The following is an 18670-nucleotide window of genomic DNA, read 5'->3' as shown; positions in this document are numbered from 1 at the left end:
CACTCGGTGAAAGGGATCTGACATGGCACAGGAACGCAGCCGTCAACTGGCCTACAGCGAGATCCAGGAGAAGATGTCCCGCGAGGAGTCTCGGGTCCTCAAGGCCCGGAAGATCCACGCCGTCATCACCCACTTCCTCGGCCAGGGTTGGGCTCCGGGCGCGACCTACCTCGACATCGGCTCCTCGTTGGGCTGGACCGTCCAGGCGGCGGCCGAGAGTGGTTGCCTCGCAATGGGTATCGACATCGACGTCCCGGGTCTCGTGCGGGCCAAGGCCGATCGTGACCCGCGATGTTTCTTCGCCTGCGCCGACGGCGAGCAGCTGCCTTTCGCCGACGAGTCCATCGACGTGGCCGTGTTCAACCACATCTACGAGCACGTGGTGAACCCCGACGCCGTGATGTCGGAGATCCGCCGGGTCCTCAAGCCGACCGGGGTGGCCTACCTCGGCCTTGGCAACCGGCTCGGCGTGATGGAGCCGCACCACCGGTTGCCGTTCCTGTCCTGGCTGCCCGAAGGGCTGGCCGACAGCTACGTGCGCGCCTTCCACAAGGCGGACCGCTACCACGAGAGGTTCCGCACGGTCCCCGGGCTCCAGCGCATGGTCGGCGGCCTCTACGTGCACGACTACTCCTACAGCATCCTGGCCCATCCGGAGGTGTTCTCCTCCTCCGACATGGTCGGCAGCTGGGGGGCGACCGCGGTGCGCAAGGCCCCGGCGTCGGTTCGTCGACTCGCCGGCACGATCATCCCGACAGTGATCTGGGTGGCGAGCAAGTCGCCGCAGCGTCCGGCCGGGCCCTCGCTCGTCGTCCAGCCGGCCCCGGTGACGACCAAACTGATGCCGCGGTGACTTCACACCGAACGCTCTGCACCCCCATAGACTGGATGCCGTCGAGCGCGCCGTGCCCTGTCGGCCCGCTGCTCGTCGGAGCGGCAGACCGATCGATCGGTCCGCGCTGCCGGGCGACGTCGACATCAGCCCGATCATGAAGTGCGCGTAGGCAGGAAGATAGTGCGAGTCGTTGCGTTCGGCACCTACCAGGCCGACTCGCACCCCCGGATCCAGGTGCTGATCGAGGGTCTGCGGACCCGCGGCCACGAGGTCGTCGAGATCAACGAGCCCCTCGGGCTGACCACCGCCGCGCGTGTCTCCATGCTCCTGAAGCCGTGGACCGTGCCGGTACTCGCCGTGAAGCTGGTGGCCAGGTGGGGACGGTTGATCATCCGAAGCCGGGCCGAGTTGCGTCGCGGTCGTCCCGATGCCGTGCTGGTCGGGTATCTGGGCCATTTCGACGTGCATCTGGCCAGGCTGCTGTTCCGCAGGACGCCGATCGTCCTGGACCACCTGATCTTCGCGGCCGGCACCGCCATCGACCGTGGCCGCCGCACCGGCGTCGTGGTCCGCGCGCTGGATCTGGTCGACCGATGGGCGCTGGCGGCGGCCGACGTCATCGTCCTCGACACCGAGGAGCACCGGGACCAGGTGCCGTCCAGGTGGGCGGCACGTACGGTCGTGGCCAACGTCGGGGCCGACTCGGCCTGGTTCGACGCCGGCCGCGGCGCGGTCGCGGACCCTGGCGAGGACGAGCCGGTCAAGGTGGTCTTCTTCGGCCTCTTCACGCCGTTGCAGGGCGCCGTCGTCATCGGCGGGGCGCTGGCCATCCTGAGGTCGACGGGTGTCGACGCCTCCCGCCTGTCGGTGACGATGATCGGCACCGGCCAGGACCTCGCGGCGGCCAGGGCGGCGGCCGGCGCCTCGGCTGCCGTGCGCTGGATCGATTGGGTCGACCCCGCCGACCTCCCTTCGGTGGTCGCCTCGCACCACGTGGCACTGGGTATCTTCGGCACCACCGTCAAGGGCGCCCAGGTGGTGCCGAACAAGGTGTACCAGTCGGCGGCGGCGGGCTGCGCCGTCGTCACCTCGGACACCGGGCCGCAGCGCCGGATGCTCGGTGAACACGCGGACTTCGTGCCGGCCGGTGACGCGGCGCGGCTGGCGGCGGTGCTGACCAGACTCTCCACCGACCGTGAACTGCTCGCGCTGCGCCGCCGGGAGGCCCGTGCACTGGCCCTGCGATCCTTCGGTGGCGCTTCGGTGATCGCACCTTTGATGGATAGGCTGCCCGTCGTGCCCACCACCACCTCAGCTCCCGTCGCCCCGCTGACCCCCAGAGGAGCGCTGCGCTGGCCGCTGATCAAGCGGGCCATGCGGCAGACCAGGCCCCGCACCACCCTGGAGATCGGGTGCGGGCAGGGTGCCATGGGTGCCCGGTTGGTCGCTCTGACGCCCTCCTTCACCGCAGTGGAGCCGGACGAGGACTCCTTCCACATCGCCAGGGACCGGATCCAGGCCAGGGGCGGCACCGTGCTGAACTGCACGTCCGACGACCTACCGGCTGACGAGACCTTCGACATGGTCTGCGCTTTCGAGGTTCTCGAGCATCTCAAGGATGACGAAGGGGCCCTGGCCGACTGGGCCAGGAAGGTCCGCCCCGGTGGCCATCTGGTCCTGTCGGTGCCGGCGTGGCAGCACATGTTCGGGACCTGGGACAAGGCCGTCGGCCACTACCGCCGCTACTCACCGGACGAACTCTCCGACAAGCTGCGGGCGTCCGGCTTCGAACCCGTCAGCGTCGGTCTCTACGGTTGGCCACTGGCCTTCGTGCTGGAGGCCATCCGCAATCGGGTGGCCGACGGTTCCACGCAGATGGAGGATTCGGCGGCCGACCAGACCGCACAGTCCGGTCGGTGGATGCAGCCGACCAAGCGGCTGTCCGCCCTGGTGATCACGGTCGGCATCTTCCCGTTCCAGGTTCTCCAGCGCCTGGTACCCGGCAAGGGCAACGGAATCGTCGCGCTGGCCCGCCGGATCGGTTAGCGACCCCGGTGGCCGCTCGCCGACGGTCGGCCGTCCGCAGCCGGGACCCCGGTGCGGTCGCCCGTGCCCGCCGGGGCATCCTGGTCGTCGCGATCCCGGTGCTGGTGATCAAGCTGGTCCTCGCGGCCACCACCTTCGGCACCAACGACATCGTCCACTGGGGCGACTTCCTGCTCGGGGTGAAACAGGCCGGCCCGGTCGGCATCTACGCGCTGACTTTTCCCGCCAACAATTCGTTCTACAACCATCCCCCACTGGTCGGGTATCTGCTCTCGTTCATCAATCTGGTGCAGGACGCCGGGGTGCCGTACCGGTTCACCCTCCGGGCCCTGTCGAGTCTGGCGGACGTCGGTACGGCGTTGGTCGTCTTCGAGTTGTTGCGACGCCGGATATCACCAGCGCGGGCCGGAGCGGCGGGAATTCTGGTCGCCATCAGTCCCATTTCGGTCATGGTGTCCGGCTTCCACGGCAATACCGACCCCATTTTCGTCTTCCTGGTGTTCCTGGCCGTGCTGCTGCTCGTCGATCTGCAGCGCCCCGGCCTCGGCGGAGTGGCGATCGCGCTGGCCGTCGGGGTGAAGATCGTGCCGATGGTCGTCATTCCCGTGTTGGCGATCTACGTCCTGCGGCGTGACCGTCGGGAATTCCTTCGATGGGCGGCGGGTTTCGCCCTCGCGTTCGCTGTGACCTGGGGGCCGGCCCTGCTGCTGCAGTTCCACGCGGTGCTCGCGGACGTGATCGGCTACCGCGGCGTCGGCTACTCGCCGTGGGGGATCGAGCAGATCGGTCACTGGCTGGGCGACCCGTCCTGGGTCGCCTCGTACGCCGGCCGGGGTCGTGCCCTGGTGGTGGTGATCTGCGCTGCCGTCCCGGCGATCGCCGTGTGGCGCCGGCCGGACGTCGTGGTGGTGGCGGTGGGATGGTCGCTGATCGGGTTCCTGGCCCTGGCTCCCACCTGGGGCGCCCAGTACATGGTGTGGCCGGTGGCCGCGTGCTGCGTGATCGGCCTGAGCTGGGGCGCCGCCTACAACCTGGCCGGTGGCGTCGTCCTGTTCATGGTCTACGACCGGTGGAGCGGAGGTCTGCCGTGGAACCGGGCCAGGGCCACCTACGTGGTCCCGCTGCACGAACTCGTGGCCATGCAGGTGCCGTGGCTGGTGTTGGTGGTCGTGCTCATCCGTGCGACCATCAAGACATTCCTGCCGAGCTCGGGTGGATTCAGTGTCGAACGCGCCCGTGCGGTCCCCGTCGGCAGGAACCAGAAGTCGACCGAGCCTGTCTCGCCCGGAACGAACCGGGGCGGGGTGACCGCGTCCACTGCCGGCGGCGGCCCCGAGATTTCAGGCACACGAGAGGAAAGCAATGATTCGGAAGAACAATGAGGCTCTGCGCATCGGGATCGTGGTCGTTGCCTATAACGCCGAATCCACCCTGCTGAAGACGCTGGATCGAATCCCGCTCGACTTTCGCGCCCGCATCGAGGAAGTCATCATCTGCGATGACGCCAGCGGTGACCTGACTTTCGAGCACGGACAGGAGTGGGGTGCGCGTAAAGATACGCCGGCCACGACTGTGATCCGACACACAAAAAATCTGGGATACGGCGGAAATCAAAAGGCTGCATACCGATTGGCCATCGAGAGCGGTCTGGATGTCGTGGTCCTGCTGCACGCCGACGGGCAGTACGCACCGGAATCCCTGGCCGACATCGTCGAACCGTTCTACTCCAGTGATTGCGCCGCCGTTTTCGGCTCGCGAATGATGGACAAAGGTGCGGCCAAAGTCGGCGGGATGCCATTCTACAAACGAGTCGGCAACCGGGTGTTGACCACCTTCGAGAACAAGGTCCTGGGGACCGAACTCACGGAGTTCCACTCCGGATACCGCGCCTACCGGACGGACATCCTGCAGAAGGTCCCGTTCGAGGCGAACAACGACGGTTTCGACTTCGACACCCAGATCATCGCCCAGGTGCTGCACGCCGGGGGCACCATCGTCGAGGTACCGATCCCGACCTACTACGGCGACGAGATCTGCTACGTCGACGGCCTCAAGTACGCCAAGGACGTCGTGCGGGATGTGCTCGAGTACCGCCTCGCCGTCCAGGGTTTCGGTACCTCGGAGTGGGTGCCGACCCCCGACGAGTACGACTTCAAGGAGGGTGACGGCTCCTCGCACTCGCTGATCCTGGAGATGATGGCCACTCTTCCGCCGTGCCGCGTCCTGGACCTGGGCTGCTCCGCCGGCCTGCTGGCCGAGAAGATCCGCGCCGCCGGTCACACCGTCGTCGGCGTGGATGCGTTGGAGCTGCCGCACGTCCGCGAGCGCACCGACGCCTTCTTCGTCGCCGATCTGGAGCAGCCGCTGGCCGCCGAGATCGGCACCGGCTTCGACGTCGTCATCGCGGGCGACATCATCGAGCACCTGGCTCGTCCGGGCGATGCGCTGAAGGAGATGCGCCGGGTGCTCCGGCCCGGCGGGCAGTTGATCCTGTCGGTCCCGAACTTCGGGCACTGGTACCCCCGTTTCCGGGTCGCCTTCGGTGTCTTCGGATACGACCGGCGCGGCGTGCTGGACAACACCCACCTCCGCTTCTTCACCAGATCGACACTGCGGCGCACAGTGCGCCGGGCCGGCTTCGACGTCCTCCAGGAGGCCGCCACCGGGCTGCCGCTGGGCACCATCGGGGCCTCCGGCGGCATCGGCGGCCTGCTGCGCAGGTTCGACGACCTGCTGGTCCGGACGCGTCCGACCCTGTTCGGGTACCAGAACGTGCTCCGGTTGACCCCGCACGCGGAAGATGTGGTGACGGCCGCGCTCGAGGTGCACGATCCAGAAGCGCTGTCCAGAGCCATCGGTGCCTGACGCCCGATGACCGAGCGGACCGCGCACCAAGAGGGAGCGTCGATGGCGTCATCGGACCCGTCCGCCGGCCGTGCACCAGTGGCGCCGACCAATCGACGAGGAGTCCGGATGAACCCGGCGAGCATCGGGATCCTGCTGCTTGCGGTGGCGTTGGCCGCCACCGGTCAGCTGATCCTCAAGAACGGCATGAACCTGGCCAAGACGCACTCGGCGGAAACCGGGCGCTCGCTCGTGTTGAGCGCGATCACCTCGCCGTGGATCCTGGGCGGTCTGGTCATCTTCGGTGTCTCGGCGATCGCCTGGCTGGTGACGCTGTCGCGGGTGCCGCTCAGCGTGGCCTACCCGTTCAATGCGCTGGGGTACGTCGCCATCCTGATCGCCAGTACCGTCATCCTGCACGAACGCGCCAACGTGTGGACCTGGACCGGAACGGTGCTGGTGGTCACCGGTCTGATCGTGGTGGTGACGACGGCGCCCTCCGGCTGACGGGGCCCGGGCGCGGCTGACGGGGCTGGAGCGCGGCCGCTCCCATCTGGTTCACAGCCACTCACCAGGCAATCTCTCGTGAGCGTGGGATGAGGTGGGCGCAGAGTCGGATCGATTTTCGAGGCAGGGGAAAGAGTGGGCGTCAGATGACGGGGCAGTCCAAGTTGCTGGTGGTCGACGACGAGCCTTCGCTCCAGGACATCGTGGCCACCTCGATGCGTTTCCTCGGTTACGACGTGAGCGTCGCCTCCACCGGCCGGGAAGCCGTGCGGGTCGCCACCGACGTGCGGCCGGACCTGATCATCCTGGACATCATGCTGCCGGACTTCGACGGCCTCGAGGTGATGCGCCGGCTGCGGACCGCGGGCATCGACGCCGGCGTGGTGTTCCTGTCCGCACGGGACACCCCGGCGGACAAGATCGCCGGCCTGTCGGCCGGTGGCGACGACTACGTGACCAAGCCGTTCGGCCTCGAGGAACTCGCCGCAAGGGTGACGGCCGTGCTCCGTCGGGTCCGTCCCGATCTCGCCGCGGACGGTGTGCTCAAGGTGGCCGATTTGGAGCTCGATCCGGAGACGTACCAGGTGTCCCGGTCTGGCGTGCCGATCGAGTTGGCGCCCACCGAGTACAAGATGCTGCGCCACCTGATGATCAACGCGAACGTCGTGCTCTCGCGTCAGCAACTGCTCGACGCCGTGTGGGGCACCGACTTCTACGGGGACGACTCGGTGGTCGCGACGTACATCTCCTACCTCCGCCGCAAGGTGGATGCCACCGGTGAGCCATTGATCCACACCCATCGGGGGTTCGGGTACGTCCTGCGCGTTCCGCGGCGCTGAGCATGACCGCCGCCCTTCCGGTCCAACGGCGGCGGTGGGGTCTGCAGGCCCGGCTGATCGCACTCGTGCTGGCCGTCGCCGCACTCGCCCTGATCGCCGTCGACGTGATCGTGCCGCTCAACGTCAGGGCGGCCCTGATCGCCGACCGCGACGCCGGCCTGACCAGTGTGGTCGGCTCGCTGCCCAGGAGCATCAACCCGGACTCGCTCACCCAGCTGACCGCTTCGAACCCGCTACGGGGCGAGATCGGCTGGAGCATCGTCAGTTCCAGCGGGATGGCGCAGGTGATCGTCCACCCGCCGCGAGATCCGGCGGCCAACCCCGACCTCGGTCGCGAACCCCTCAGCGGCACCGCGCGCACGGTCGGTGACAGTTCGGGCTCGGCCGCCACCTATCGGGTGCTCGCCGTCGGGGGGTATGCCGATGCCTTCAACAATCCCGTCTTCCTGGTCGCCTGGAGCTCGTTGGACGAGGTCGCGTCGACCCTGCGACAGCTGGTCTTCCTCGAATTCCTGATCACGGTCGGCCTGCTCGTGCTGCTGGGCCTCATCGCCGGCCTGATCATCCGCCGGGAGCTCAGGCCACTCGAGGCGATGGCGACGGCCGCCGACGAGATCGCGGGAGGAAACGTCGATCGACGGGTCGTCCCCGGCGATCCCAGTACCGAGATCGGCCGTCTCGGTGCGGCGTTCAACGGCATGCTGGACGGCATCGGGGGACTGCTGGACGACCAGCAGCGCAGCGAGGCCAGGCTCCGGCAGTTCGTCGCGGACGCGTCCCACGAGCTCCGCACGCCGGTGGCCGCCGTCCGCGGCTACTCCGAGCTCTACAAGGCGGGGATGCTGCCCGAGGAATCGGCGGTCGCCAGGGCGATGGACCGGATGGGTTTCGAGGCGCGCCGGATGGGTGGCCTGGTCGAGGATCTGCTGACGCTGATCAAGGCCGATGCCGAGCGACCCCGGGAGCACGAGCCGGTGGATCTGGCCCAACTGCTGGTCGGCGTCATCGACGACGCCGCGGTGATCGACAGCACCCGGACCTGGCGGCTGATCGGTGCCTCCCGGGCCACCGTGGTGGTCGGCGACCGGCTGCGGCTGCACCAGCTCTTCGCCAACCTGCTGTCCAACGTCAGGACGCACACCCCGGCCGGCACCACGGCGACCATCTCGGTGCTGCCCGGGCACGACGAGGTCGCCGTCAGCGTCACCGACGACGGCCCCGGAGTGTCGGCCGAGGCGTTGCCGCGCCTGTTCGACCGGTTCTACCGGGAGGACGAATCGCGCTCCCGCGAGAACGGCGGGAGTGGTCTGGGCCTGTCCATCGTGGCGGCCATCGTCCGGACACACGGTGGACGGATCCTCGCGTCGAACGCGGCCGGCGGTGGACTGATCATGACCGTGGTCCTCCCGCGGCCGGTGGGTACCGCTGCAGTCCTCGGGATGGACCGCGACTCGCCCGTGGGGGTGAACACCGGACCCATCGATCTGTAGACGCTGATGAAGGTCGGGCAATCGGGCCAACGGGGTCCGTCCGCAGATCGCAGCACTGGGCCGGCCGTGGACCAATCCGTGCACACGCCCGAAACCTGATGTTCACGCCGTGGTTCGCGTTTCTGACGCGTGCGCGGCCATCCCGGCGGTAGCGTCCCCAGCAGTGCACCGCAGTGGTTGCGGAACACACGGGAGGCCCCGATTGGACAGTGCCGGAATTTTCCAGCACAGGACAGCGAGGGGGCCGGTACCGGGCCCCTTTTCGTGGCCGGCGACCAGCCGGGACGACTGCGGGACCACCGGCCCACTCTGCAAGGCGCGCGTACCCGCGCCGTCAAGGAGCTGTTCGTGGTCCCACGCCGTTCCACCTCTCCGACGTCTGCACCCACCACCACCGAACCGTTGGGCAGCGCAGAGCCGACCCCAGCGGTAGCAGCTACCGGCCCCCGCCGGACCTACGTGATCGACACGTCGGTGCTGCTGTCAGATCCGTGGGCGCTGACGAAGTTCGCGGAACACGAGGTGGTCCTGCCGCTGGTCGTCATCTCGGAGCTCGAGGGCAAACGGCACCATCCCGAGTTGGGCTACTTCGCCCGGCAGGCCCTGCGGATGCTCGACGACCTCCGTATCGAACACGGGCGATTGGACGCCCCGATCCCGATCGGCGACACCAAGGCACCACCCGGTACCGCGCCCGGGACCCTGCACGTCGAGCTGAACCACACGGATCCGACGCTGCTGCCGGCCGGATTCCGCAACGACAGCAACGATTCCCGCATCCTGGCCTGCGCCCTCAACCTCGCGGCCGAGGGCAAGACCGTCACGCTGGTCTCCAAGGACATGCCGTTGCGCGTGAAGGCTTCGGCCGTCGGTCTGAACGCCGACGAGTACCGGGCCCAGGACGTCGTGTCGTCCGGCTGGACCGGGATGGCCGAGCTCGAGGTGACCACCGAGCAGGTGGACACGCTGTTCCACACCGGTCTGATCGACGCCGACGTGGCCAGGGAGCTGCCCTGCCACACCGGCGTCAAGCTGAGCACGCCGACCGGATCCGCCCTGGGCCGGGTGACCCCCGGCAAGCAGATCCGGCTGGTGCGCGGGGAGAAGGAGGCCTTCGGACTGCGTGGTCGATCTGCCGAGCAGCGAATCGCCCTCGACCTCCTGATGGACGACGAGGTCGGCATCGTTTCGCTCGGCGGCCGGGCCGGCACCGGCAAGTCGGCGCTGGCCCTGTGCGCGGGGCTCGACCTGGTGATGGAACGTCGGGCCCACCGCAAGGTGGTCGTCTTCCGTCCGCTCTACGCGGTCGGCGGTCAGGAACTCGGGTACCTGCCGGGCAGCGAGAACGACAAGATGCAGCCCTGGGCGCAGGCCGTGTTCGACACCCTCTCGGCGATCGCCTCGCCGGCCGTGGTGGAGGAGGTGATCGCCAGGGGCATGCTCGAGGTACTGCCGCTGACGCACATCCGCGGTCGTTCGCTGCACGACTCGTTCGTCATCGTCGACGAGGCACAGTCGTTGGAGCGCAACGTCCTGCTGACCGTGCTGTCCCGTCTGGGCACCAACTCCCGGGTGGTGCTCACCCATGACGTGGCCCAGCGCGACAACCTGCTGGTCGGTCGGCACGACGGCATCGCGGCCGTCATCGAAGCACTGAAGGGGCATCCGCTGTTTGCCCATGTCACGTTGACGCGGTCGGAGCGTTCGCCGATTGCGGCGTTGGTGACCGAGCTCCTGGAATTCCCGGAACTGAGCTGATCGCGGCGCCGGGCGGGTCGCCGACAATGCCCTGGGGAAGGGGCGCGATCGGTCCTGTCCGGCACGCTTTCGCAGATTCGGCACTCCCGGTGGGACAAAATGGTCCCGTGCCCATCGGAATTCGTGTTGCCAGGTCAGCCAGACGCCGCGCCGCGGCCGCCCTCGCGGCGGTCGCGGTGGCGGCGGCCGGACTGACGATCACCCTCGATCAGAACGCGACCGCCGGTGCGCCCGCGGCTCTCAGCAGGTCGCTCGCCGCAGCTGCGCCGGTCACCACGACGGCCGGCGGGGTCAGCCTGACGGTGGATCCGGCCGGCGGTCTGACGGCCGGCGGCGGGTCGATCACGGTCACCGGCAGCGGCTTCAAGACGGCGAACGGGCTCTACGTGGCCATCTGCCACGCCGACGGCAAGGCCCCGGCCAGCCTGGCGGACTGCGTCGGCGGGGCCATTCCGTCTTCCAACACGAGCAACTCCTGGGCCCACGTCACCCCGCCGGGATCCGGGACGGCGAATTCCGGACCGATCGTCGCGACCTGGGGCAACGGCGGCACCTTCACCGTGGCGCTGGGCTACCCGGCCTCGAACTCGGCGTCGGATGCCCTGGACTGCTCCAAGGTGGCGTGTGCCGTCTACACCAGGCCCGACACCGGTAGCGATCCTTCGCAGAACCTGTCGGTGCCGATCGCCTACGTGGCGGCCGCGACCACTCCCTCGACCCCGAGTTCCTCGACGCCTGCATCGTCCTCCACGACCTCGACCACGTCGTCCGCGGTCACCTCCCAGCAGGTGGTGACCAGCACGATCGCCGTGGTGCCGTCCACCGTTGCCCCCAAGACGATCAGGTCTGCGTCGATCAGGGCGGGCGGATCCCAGGAGGTGCTGTTCGCCGGCTTCACCAAGGGCGAGGTCGTCTCGGTCCGGCTGGATACCACCGCACTGGCCGCCGTCCGGGCCGACGCCGACGGGATCGTCAAGATCGATTTCGTGGTACCGGTCACCACACCGGCCGGAACCCACCTCCTCCGGGTGGCCGGGCAGAAGTCGAAGACCTCCGGCATCGCCAGCTTCCTGGTGACGGCGGCGCCGGTCACCACGACCTCGGCGCCGGCCTCGGCACCGGTGTCCTCGCCGGTCTCCTCCAGCGCGCCGGCCAGTTCCGCGGTGATCGTGCCGCCCCCGGTGTCGTCGTCCCCGGCGCCGTCGTCCGCTCCTCCGGTCAGCAGCAGCGCGCCGGCCCCGGTCGTCGCACCCGGCGCCACCGCCGCCGGTTCGAAGCTGGTCTGGCCCTGGTACGTGCTGGGTCTTGTGGTGCTGCTGTGGGCTGGTTTTGCGATCTACATGTGGCAGCGCCGACGATCCAGGTTGGCCGACGAGATGTGGGAGAAGGACGCGATCCTCGCTCAGGGTGCGGCGGCCGAGCAGGGTCGGGCCGCCGATGCGATCGCCAGGGCCAATGCCGACGCGCCCACCGCGTACATCGGGCCGCTCCCCACCCAGGAACCCGTTGGCTACACCGGATACCACCCCGGCGAGCACGGTCTGCTCTCCGGCCGTGACCACCCGGACAACCCCGGTCTGCTGTCCGGACAGCAGTACCGGCCCGGTTCCACCGGGGAACTGCCGACGACGTTTCTCCCGCCGGGCGGGTCGGGATTTCCCCCGCCGGGCGGGGTTGGGTTGCCCGCCGTACAGCCGCCGGCCGGTGGCCCGCCGACCGGTGCGTGGAGCCCTGACTTCACCAGTGCTGCGGCGGCGCCCGGTGGGGCGGCGGCGCCCGGTGGTGGTGCGGCGTCCGGTGGTGGTGCGGACGCGGGTGGTGCGGCGTCCGGTGGTGGTGCGGACGCGGGTGGTGCGGCGCCCCGTGGGGCGGCGGACTCCGGGCCCGGGACGGCGCAGTGGCGTCCCGACTTCGGTGACGATGGCGCTGACGGCCCACCTGCCGTCCCCGCGGACGACGGGCCTGCCCCCGCACCCGACACCCGAACCGACCCCCGACCGGACGGCGAATCGGGCGGTCGGCACAGCCTGTGACCTAGCGGGACGGCTCTGACGCGACGGAAACGGCTCTGACACGACGGACGGCCGGTTCCCACCCCGGGCCAGGGGCGGGAACCGGCCGTTCAGGTCTGGTCGGACGCGCCGAAACCTGTTGCAACAGCGAGGGTCCAGGTCAGGCAGGGTGGATGGTGCTCGCTCAGGGGTGGGTCATCGACAGCACGTCCAGCGCGGCGTCGAGTTGGTCCGCGGTCAGTTTCCCGTTCTCGACGTGTCCTCGTTCGGTGATGACCGTCTTGATGGTCTTGCCTTCCTTGAGGGCCTGCTTGGCCACCGAGGCGGCCTCCTCGTAGCCGATGTACTTGTTCAACGGCGTGACGATGGACGGTGACGACTCCGCGTACATCAGGCACCTCTCCTCGTCGGCCACGATGCCGGAGATGCACCGATCGGCCAAAAGGCGGGTGACCGTGGAGAGCAACCGGATCGATTCCAGCAGGTTGCGGGCGATCACCGGGAGCATCACGTTCAGCTCGAAAGATCCGGTGGTGCCGGCGAATGCGACGGTCGCGTCGTTGCCGATCACCTGAGCGGCGACCATCGCCGTCGCCTCCGGCAGCACCGGGTTGACCTTCCCCGGCATGATCGACGAGCCCGGCTGCAGGTCCGGCAGGTGGATCTCGGCCAGCCCGGCGCGTGGGCCCGAACCCATCCAGCGGATGTCGTTGCAGATCTTGACCAGGCCGACGGCGATGCTGCGGAGCTGGCCGGAGGTCTCGACCAGGCGATCGCAGCTGCCCTGGGCCTCGAAGTGGTTGCGGGCCTCCGTGAAAGGCAGTCCGGTCATCTCGGAGAGCTTGGCGATCACGGCGGGGGAGAAGCCGGGCGGTGTGTTGATGCCGGTACCGACGGCGGTGCCGCCGAGCGGCAGCTCGGCGAGCCGGGCCAGGCTCGAGGTCAACCGCTCGATTCCGCCGCGCACCTGGGCGGCGTAACCGCCGAACTCCTGGCCGAGGGTGACCGGGGTGGCGTCCATCAGGTGGGTACGACCGGATTTCACCACGCCGGCCCACTCCTGGGACTTCTCTTCCAGAGCCGTGGCCAGGTGCTCGAGGGCGGGCACCAGGTCGACGACGACACCCTCGGTGGCGGCCACGTGGATCGACGTCGGGAAGACGTCGTTGGACGACTGCGACGCGTTGACATGGTCGTTGGGGTGCACTTTGCGCCCGAGCGTCTCGGTGGCAAGGGTGCTGAGCACTTCGTTGGTGTTCATGTTCGAACTCGTGCCGGAACCGGTCTGGAAGACGTCGATCGGGAAGTCGGAGTCGAATTCGCCGGCGGCCACCTTGAGGGCCGCTTCGGTGATCGCGCGCGCGATGTCGGCCGGGATGACCCCGAGGTCGGAGTTGACCGAGGCCGCTGCCGACTTGATGAGGGCAAGGGCCCGGATCTGTCCGCGCTCCAGACCGCGTCCCGAGATGGGGAAGTTCTCCACGGCGCGCTGTGTCTGCGCCTGGTAGCGGGCGGCAGCCGGGACGCGGACCTCGCCCATCGTGTCGTGTTCGATGCGGTACGGGGCCGCTGCCGGGTGCGACGTCTCGTCGGGAGCGGTGCTGTCCGCAGCTGGGAACGCGCCGTTGTGTTCTGCCATGGCGTCACGCTATCGGTGCCGCTTGCGCCGCTGCCACTCGGCGAGTGCCGATCTTCCTCACAGCCACCGCTCGGAAAGCAGCGAGCCGGTGGTACCGGTCGGACAACGGCCTCCGCGCTGATGGGACTGCGCTGATGGGACCGTGCTGATGGGACTGTGCTGATGGGACTGCATAGCCCGAGGGAGCAGCCCCGACACCGGCGCGGTCGAGCTCGTGACAGCATGGAAGCGTGGCCGACCGCAGGAACAAGACCGTCCGGGACATGACGATCTCGATGGTCGTCATCGTCATCGGAGTTCTGGTGCTGGTCGCGTTCCAGGGTGGCTTCTCGTTCTCGCCCGGCACGCCGAGCGGTGGCACGGCTCCGACCGCCGACGTGCAGGGCGGCTTCAGCACTGCGGATCGGTTGACCGGCTTCCCGGTGGTGATCCCCAAGGGCCTTCCCTCCACCTGGCACGGCAGTTCCTTCTCGCTGACCCCCGCACCGGGCACGCCCGACGCGCCCCCCACGGTCCGGGGTGGCTGGCAGACCCCCACCGGTTCCTACATCACGCTGATCGAATCCTCCGGCTCCCTGACCGCGGTGCTCGCCGCCGAACTGGGCCAGACCGATGGCTCCAGCACCGGCTCGGTGACCGTCGGCAGCGCCCAGTGGTCCATCAGTCCGGGTGTCCGCAACGAAGTCGCCTGGTCACGGACCTCGTCTGGCGTGTCGCTGCTGATCACCGGAAATGCCACCGTCGCCGAGTTCACCCAGCTGGCCGCGGCCGTCGCCTGATCTTCCAGACCTGGGCGCTCTGGTTCTGGATCGTTCGGATGCCCGATCGTTGCGGTACACGATCGTTGCGGTGCCCGATGGTTCGGGGCCCGACGTCCAGAAGACCTGTTCGTGTCAGTCGGACGCATCGTCCGCAGTCGCCGCCAGTGCCGTCTGGACGCGTTCGCGGGCGCCGTCCAGGAAACGGTTGCAAACGGCCGCCAGATGTTCACCGCGTTCCCAGAGGGTGAGCGACTCGTCGAGGCTGAGCCCCCCCGATTCCAATGTCATGACGACGGCGGCCAGTTCGTCCTTGGCCAGTTCATAGGTGGCGACGTCGGCTTGTGGGCTGGACTCGGTCACGTGGTCCTCTTCCTCGTTGCCGACCCGGACGGCGTCGGCTGCCGGGGTTCGTGGTCGGGCTCGCGTCCGGCGGGTGGTTGGTGCCGTGGTGGTTGGTGCCGCGGTGGTTGGTGCCGTGGTGGTTCCTGCTGTGGTGGTCCGGGGTGCAGCGGTTCAGGGCCGGTGCTGGTGGCCAGCACGACGCCATCGGCGACCCTGACCCGCAAAGGGGTGCCTGCCGGCGCCTGCAGGATCGAGCGCATCACCTGCGAACCCGTCTGTACCACCGCGTAGCCCCTGGCCAGGGTCGCGGCCGGTCCGAGAGCCACGAGTTGGGCCCGGCGATGGGCCAGGTCCCGGTCGATGCCGTCCAGCGTCGAGGCGATCACCGACCGGGCCCGTTGCCGGTCCCTGACGACGTGGTCGGCTCGGCTGTCGATCGGACCGTACGGGTTCTTCAGGACCGACGCCGCAGTCAGCCGAGCCAGTTGGGCGGCCTCCGTCTGCACCCAGTTGGTCAGCGCCCGACGTGCGCGCAGCCGCAGCTGGTCCACCCCGCGGAGTTCAGCGGCGGCGTCCGGCACGACGCGCTTGCCCGCATCGGTGGGAGTGGAACAGCGGACGTCGGCGACATCGTCGACGATCGGATGATCCGGCTCGTGACCGACGGCCGACACCACCGGCGTCCGGCAGGCCGAGACCGCGCGGCACAGAGCCTCGTCCGAGAACGGAAGTAGATCCTCGACGCTGCCGCCGCCGCGCGCGAGGATGATCACGTCGACATCGGAGGCCTGGTCCAGACGGCGCAGTGCATCGATGATCTGCGTCACGGCGTTCACCCCCTGTACCGGGGTGTTCTCGATCCGGAAGCGAACCGCCGGCCAACGGGCGCGGGCGTTCGCCAGCACATCGGATTCGGCAGCGCTCGCGCGTCCGGTGATCAGGCCCACCGTCCGGGGCAGGAAAGGCAGCGGCTTCTTGCGAGCGGCCGAGGTGAGTCCTTCCGCCGCCAGCAGGCGGCGGAGTCGCTCGAGCCGGGCCAGCAGCTCACCGAGTCCGACGGGGTGGAGCTGATCGACACGGAACGACAGGGAACCCCTGGCCGGGTAGAAGTCGAACTGCCCGTGCACCACCACTCGTGAGCCCTCGGTGGGCGGGGAGGCCTGGGCGGCGAACAACGCTTTCGAGCACGAGACCTGCAGGGACATGTCCACCGACGGATCGCGCAGCGTGAGGTAGGCGGTGTTGGCGCGGATGTTCAGTTGCGCGATCTGGCCCTCGATCCAGGCGGCCGGCGCTTTGGAGATGTAGTCGGCCATTCGCTGGGACAAGGCCCTGACCGGCCACGGGTTGTCTCTGGTGGTGTCGCTCGCCCGCACCGGCCGGGCGGGTGGGGTCGGACCGGTCAGCCCGGGTGTCTCGGGTGTCTCGGTCTGCGCGGTCGGACGGACCTCCCCGGCCGGGGTGAGGGATTCGAGCGGACCCGGACTGCTCACCGGCTCTCGGACTGCCCGTTCTCGTGCGCCATGGTGGTCAGCCGATTGCTCAGCAGCGTCAGGTAGGCAGCCCGGTTGGGGCCGGTCTCCTCCCAGACGAGGAGCTCGCGAACCGCAGCGATTTCCATCTCCTGCAGCTCCTCCTTGAGCTCGGCGATGCTCAGCAGGTGATCTCCGGTGATGGGGGTCGCTGCACCGGTGGTCGCCGGTGCGCTCGAGACCGGTGCGCTCGAGACCGGTGCGCTCGAGACCGGTGCGCCCGAAAGCGGTACGCCCGAGAGCGATGTGCCCGGCAGCCGGCCGCCCGAGAGTGGTGTGGTGGTCGGTGACCCGCTCGGCTGTGCTCGGCCCGGGCCCGTCGGGGCGGAACGCGGCCTTGGCGCAACCGGCGACCCTGCGGACGCCTCAGGAATCCTCGGCGTCGGCCGACCGGTCCGCGGGGAGACCGTCGTCGGCGGCGCTGGTGGTGACACGGTCCTGCTGGCGCGGATCCGGTTGGTCGGCACCGGCACCGTCGGGGGGGCGACGGTCGGCGTCGCCACCGGCGGTGTCGATCTGGTCGCTGTTGATCTGGTCGGTGTGGATCGGGCCCGGGTGGATCTGGTGGTGGATGGGGTCGGTGCGGGTTTGGTCGGTGCGGGTGTGGTCGGGGTGGGCACGGTCGGGGTGGGCGTGCTGGTGCCGGGCCGGCCCGACGCAGGCGCACCGGCCGAAGGCCCGACCGACGGCTCTTCGTCCTCGTCGAACGTGGCCCATGCGGGCTTCTCCTGCGGGCGACCGGTGATTCCGGCCAGGAGCTCGTCCCCCCTGGTCGCGAGTTCGGCGATCTCCTGGCGGATGCGGAACGAGGTCCGGACCGCCTGGCCCGCGAACGAGACGGCCAGGGTCGGCAGTTCCTGGGGGAGTTTGCCGACGCGGTCGATGGAAGTGCCGAGCAGGCCGGCGAAGAGTCGGATTCCGAAGGGCAGTGTGATGGCCATGTCACCAGCGTGCCCCATCGTGGGGACCGAAGGTAGTCCGGGTCCGCGGTGGCGTGGGTTCTCCGCGTGACCGGGCCGACGACCGGCCGGCAACGGCGGACCGGGACGGTCCACCCGCCTACGATGGATTCCATGAGTCCTACCCCCGCCAAACGTGTCCTGCTCGCCCGGCCCCGTGGTTACTGCGCGGGCGTCGACCGAGCAGTCATCACCGTGGAGAAGGCTCTCGAGCAGTACGGAGCGCCCGTGTACGTGCGAAAGCAGATCGTGCACAACAAGCACGTCGTGGCGACGCTGGAAGCGCGCGGTGCGATCTTCGTCGAGGAAACCGAAGAGGTGCCCGTGGGCGCGCTGGTGGTGTTCTCCGCGCACGGCGTATCGCCGGCGGTGCACGAGGAAGCCGCACAGCGTGACCTCCGGGTCATCGACGCGACCTGCCCGCTCGTCACCAAGGTGCACAAGGAGGCCCGGAAGTTCGCGTCCGAGGGATACGACATCCTGCTGATCGGTCACCGGGGGCACGAAGAGGTGGAAGGCACGCAGGGAGAGGCACCCGAGGTCATCCAGTTGGTGCACGATGCCTCCGATGTCGACGCGGTCGAGGTCAAGGACCCGGAGAAGGTGATCTGGCTCTCGCAGACGACGCTGTCCGTGGACGAGACCCTCGAGACCGTCGATCTGCTGCGCCGGCGGTTCCCGCTGCTGACGGCACCGCCCAGCGACGACATCTGCTACGCCACCCAGAATCGTCAGGAGGTCGTGAAGCAGATCGCCGCCGACTGCGACCTCGTCATCGTCGTCGGATCGCAGAACTCGTCGAACTCGGTGCGGCTGGTAGAGGTCGCGCTCGAGGCCGGAGCCCGGAGTTCGCACCTCGTCGACTTCGCCCACGAGATCGAGGAGCAATGGCTGGCCGGAGTGACCACCGTCGGCGTGACCTCTGGAGCCTCGGTTCCCGAGGAACTGGTCGAGGGGGTGCTGGGTTGGCTGGCCGAACGGGGATACGCGGACGTCCAGGAGTTCACCGCGGCCATCGAGACGCTGACCTTCTCGCTTCCGAAGGAACTCCGGCGGGACCTGCGGCCGGCCGGGACCATCTGAACCTCGTCGTCTATCCCGAGCTT

16 protein-coding genes are annotated in these 18670 nt (G+C 68.9%); 12 read left to right on the top strand and 4 right to left on the bottom strand.

Annotation, left to right across the window (positions count from 1 at the left end; translation table 11 throughout):
- Window positions 1-22: 22 nt before the first annotated feature.
- The 9 genes from H7F38_RS23070 (at window position 23) to H7F38_RS23030 (ending at window position 12352) form a co-directional block, all read left to right on the top strand.
- Window positions 23-853: a class I SAM-dependent methyltransferase gene (locus H7F38_RS23070; RefSeq protein WP_187091946.1), complete on the top strand. Its 831-nt coding sequence runs from the start codon at window positions 23-25 to the stop codon at window positions 851-853.
- 162 nt (window positions 854-1015) lie between these two features.
- Window positions 1016-2881, top strand: coding sequence for a methyltransferase domain-containing protein (locus tag H7F38_RS23065; protein ID WP_187091945.1), 1866 nt, complete (start codon window positions 1016-1018; stop codon window positions 2879-2881).
- Window positions 2882-2889: 8 nt separating this feature from the next.
- Window positions 2890-4263, top strand: a complete 1374-nt coding sequence (locus tag H7F38_RS23060) for a glycosyltransferase family 87 protein (protein ID WP_187091944.1) — start codon at window positions 2890-2892, stop codon at window positions 4261-4263.
- Window positions 4244-5746, top strand: coding sequence for a bifunctional glycosyltransferase/class I SAM-dependent methyltransferase (locus H7F38_RS23055; protein WP_187091943.1), 1503 nt, complete (start codon window positions 4244-4246; stop codon window positions 5744-5746). Before H7F38_RS23060 ends, H7F38_RS23055 begins: the two co-directional genes overlap by 20 nt.
- 108 nt (window positions 5747-5854) lie before the next feature.
- A complete protein-coding gene (locus H7F38_RS23050) occupies window positions 5855-6232 on the top strand; it encodes an EamA family transporter (protein WP_187091942.1) in 378 nt (125 codons plus the stop codon).
- A gap of 146 nt (window positions 6233-6378) precedes the next feature.
- A complete protein-coding gene (locus H7F38_RS23045; RefSeq protein ID WP_187091941.1) occupies window positions 6379-7071 on the top strand; it encodes a response regulator transcription factor in 693 nt (230 codons plus the stop codon).
- Window positions 7072-7073: 2 nt separating this feature from the next.
- Complete coding sequence (locus H7F38_RS23040; protein WP_187091940.1) at window positions 7074-8561, top strand: cell wall metabolism sensor histidine kinase WalK; 1488 nt, start codon at window positions 7074-7076, stop codon at window positions 8559-8561.
- A gap of 402 nt (window positions 8562-8963) precedes the next feature.
- Window positions 8964-10319 carry a PhoH family protein gene (locus tag H7F38_RS23035; RefSeq protein WP_187094930.1) on the top strand — a complete coding sequence of 452 codons (1356 nt, stop codon included), beginning with the start codon at window positions 8964-8966 and terminating at the stop codon, window positions 10317-10319.
- 107 nt (window positions 10320-10426) lie between these two features.
- Entirely contained in the window at window positions 10427-12352 is a 1926-nt protein-coding gene (locus tag H7F38_RS23030; RefSeq protein WP_187091939.1) for a hypothetical protein, read from the top strand.
- Between the two features lie 163 nt (window positions 12353-12515).
- On the opposite strand, the gene H7F38_RS23025 is transcribed toward H7F38_RS23030, so the two are convergent.
- Window positions 12516-13871, bottom strand: coding sequence for a class II fumarate hydratase (locus H7F38_RS23025; RefSeq protein ID WP_370531410.1), 1356 nt, complete (start codon window positions 13869-13871; stop codon window positions 12516-12518).
- 329 nt (window positions 13872-14200) lie between these two features.
- On the opposite strand from H7F38_RS23025, the gene H7F38_RS23020 reads away from it, so the two are divergent.
- The gene (locus tag H7F38_RS23020) at window positions 14201-14749 is read left to right on the top strand and encodes a DUF4245 domain-containing protein (protein ID WP_187091937.1); all 549 of its coding nucleotides are present in this window, start codon (window positions 14201-14203) and stop codon (window positions 14747-14749) included.
- Window positions 14750-14863: 114 nt separating this feature from the next.
- Here H7F38_RS23020 and H7F38_RS23015 read toward each other — a convergent pair whose 3' ends face one another.
- The 3 genes from H7F38_RS23015 to H7F38_RS26175 all read right to left on the bottom strand — a co-directional run bounded on the left by H7F38_RS23015 (window position 14864) and on the right by H7F38_RS26175 (window position 16694).
- Entirely contained in the window at window positions 14864-15091 is a 228-nt protein-coding gene (locus tag H7F38_RS23015; protein WP_187091936.1) for an exodeoxyribonuclease VII small subunit, read from the bottom strand.
- Entirely contained in the window at window positions 15088-16479 is a 1392-nt protein-coding gene (gene xseA, locus H7F38_RS23010; RefSeq protein ID WP_187094929.1) for an exodeoxyribonuclease VII large subunit, read from the bottom strand. The genes H7F38_RS23015 and xseA overlap by 4 nt, the downstream gene beginning before the upstream one ends.
- Window positions 16480-16562: 83 nt before the next feature.
- Window positions 16563-16694, bottom strand: a complete 132-nt coding sequence (locus H7F38_RS26175; RefSeq protein WP_255498139.1) for a hypothetical protein — start codon at window positions 16692-16694, stop codon at window positions 16563-16565.
- A 52-nt stretch (window positions 16695-16746) separates the two neighbouring features.
- On the opposite strand from H7F38_RS26175, the gene H7F38_RS23005 reads away from it, so the two are divergent.
- Together H7F38_RS23005 and H7F38_RS23000 are read left to right on the top strand one after the other, a co-directional pair.
- A complete protein-coding gene (locus H7F38_RS23005) occupies window positions 16747-17616 on the top strand; it encodes a hypothetical protein (RefSeq protein ID WP_187091935.1) in 870 nt (289 codons plus the stop codon).
- Between the two features lie 62 nt (window positions 17617-17678).
- Window positions 17679-18647 carry a 4-hydroxy-3-methylbut-2-enyl diphosphate reductase gene (locus H7F38_RS23000; RefSeq protein WP_255498138.1) on the top strand — a complete coding sequence of 323 codons (969 nt, stop codon included), beginning with the start codon at window positions 17679-17681 and terminating at the stop codon, window positions 18645-18647.
- The last annotated feature ends 23 nt before the right edge of the window (window positions 18648-18670 follow it).

The organism is Nakamurella sp. PAMC28650, assembly GCF_014303395.1.
Classification (GTDB): Bacteria; Actinomycetota; Actinomycetes; order Mycobacteriales; family Nakamurellaceae; genus Nakamurella.
This window is presented reverse-complemented; position numbering and strand designations above follow the sequence as displayed.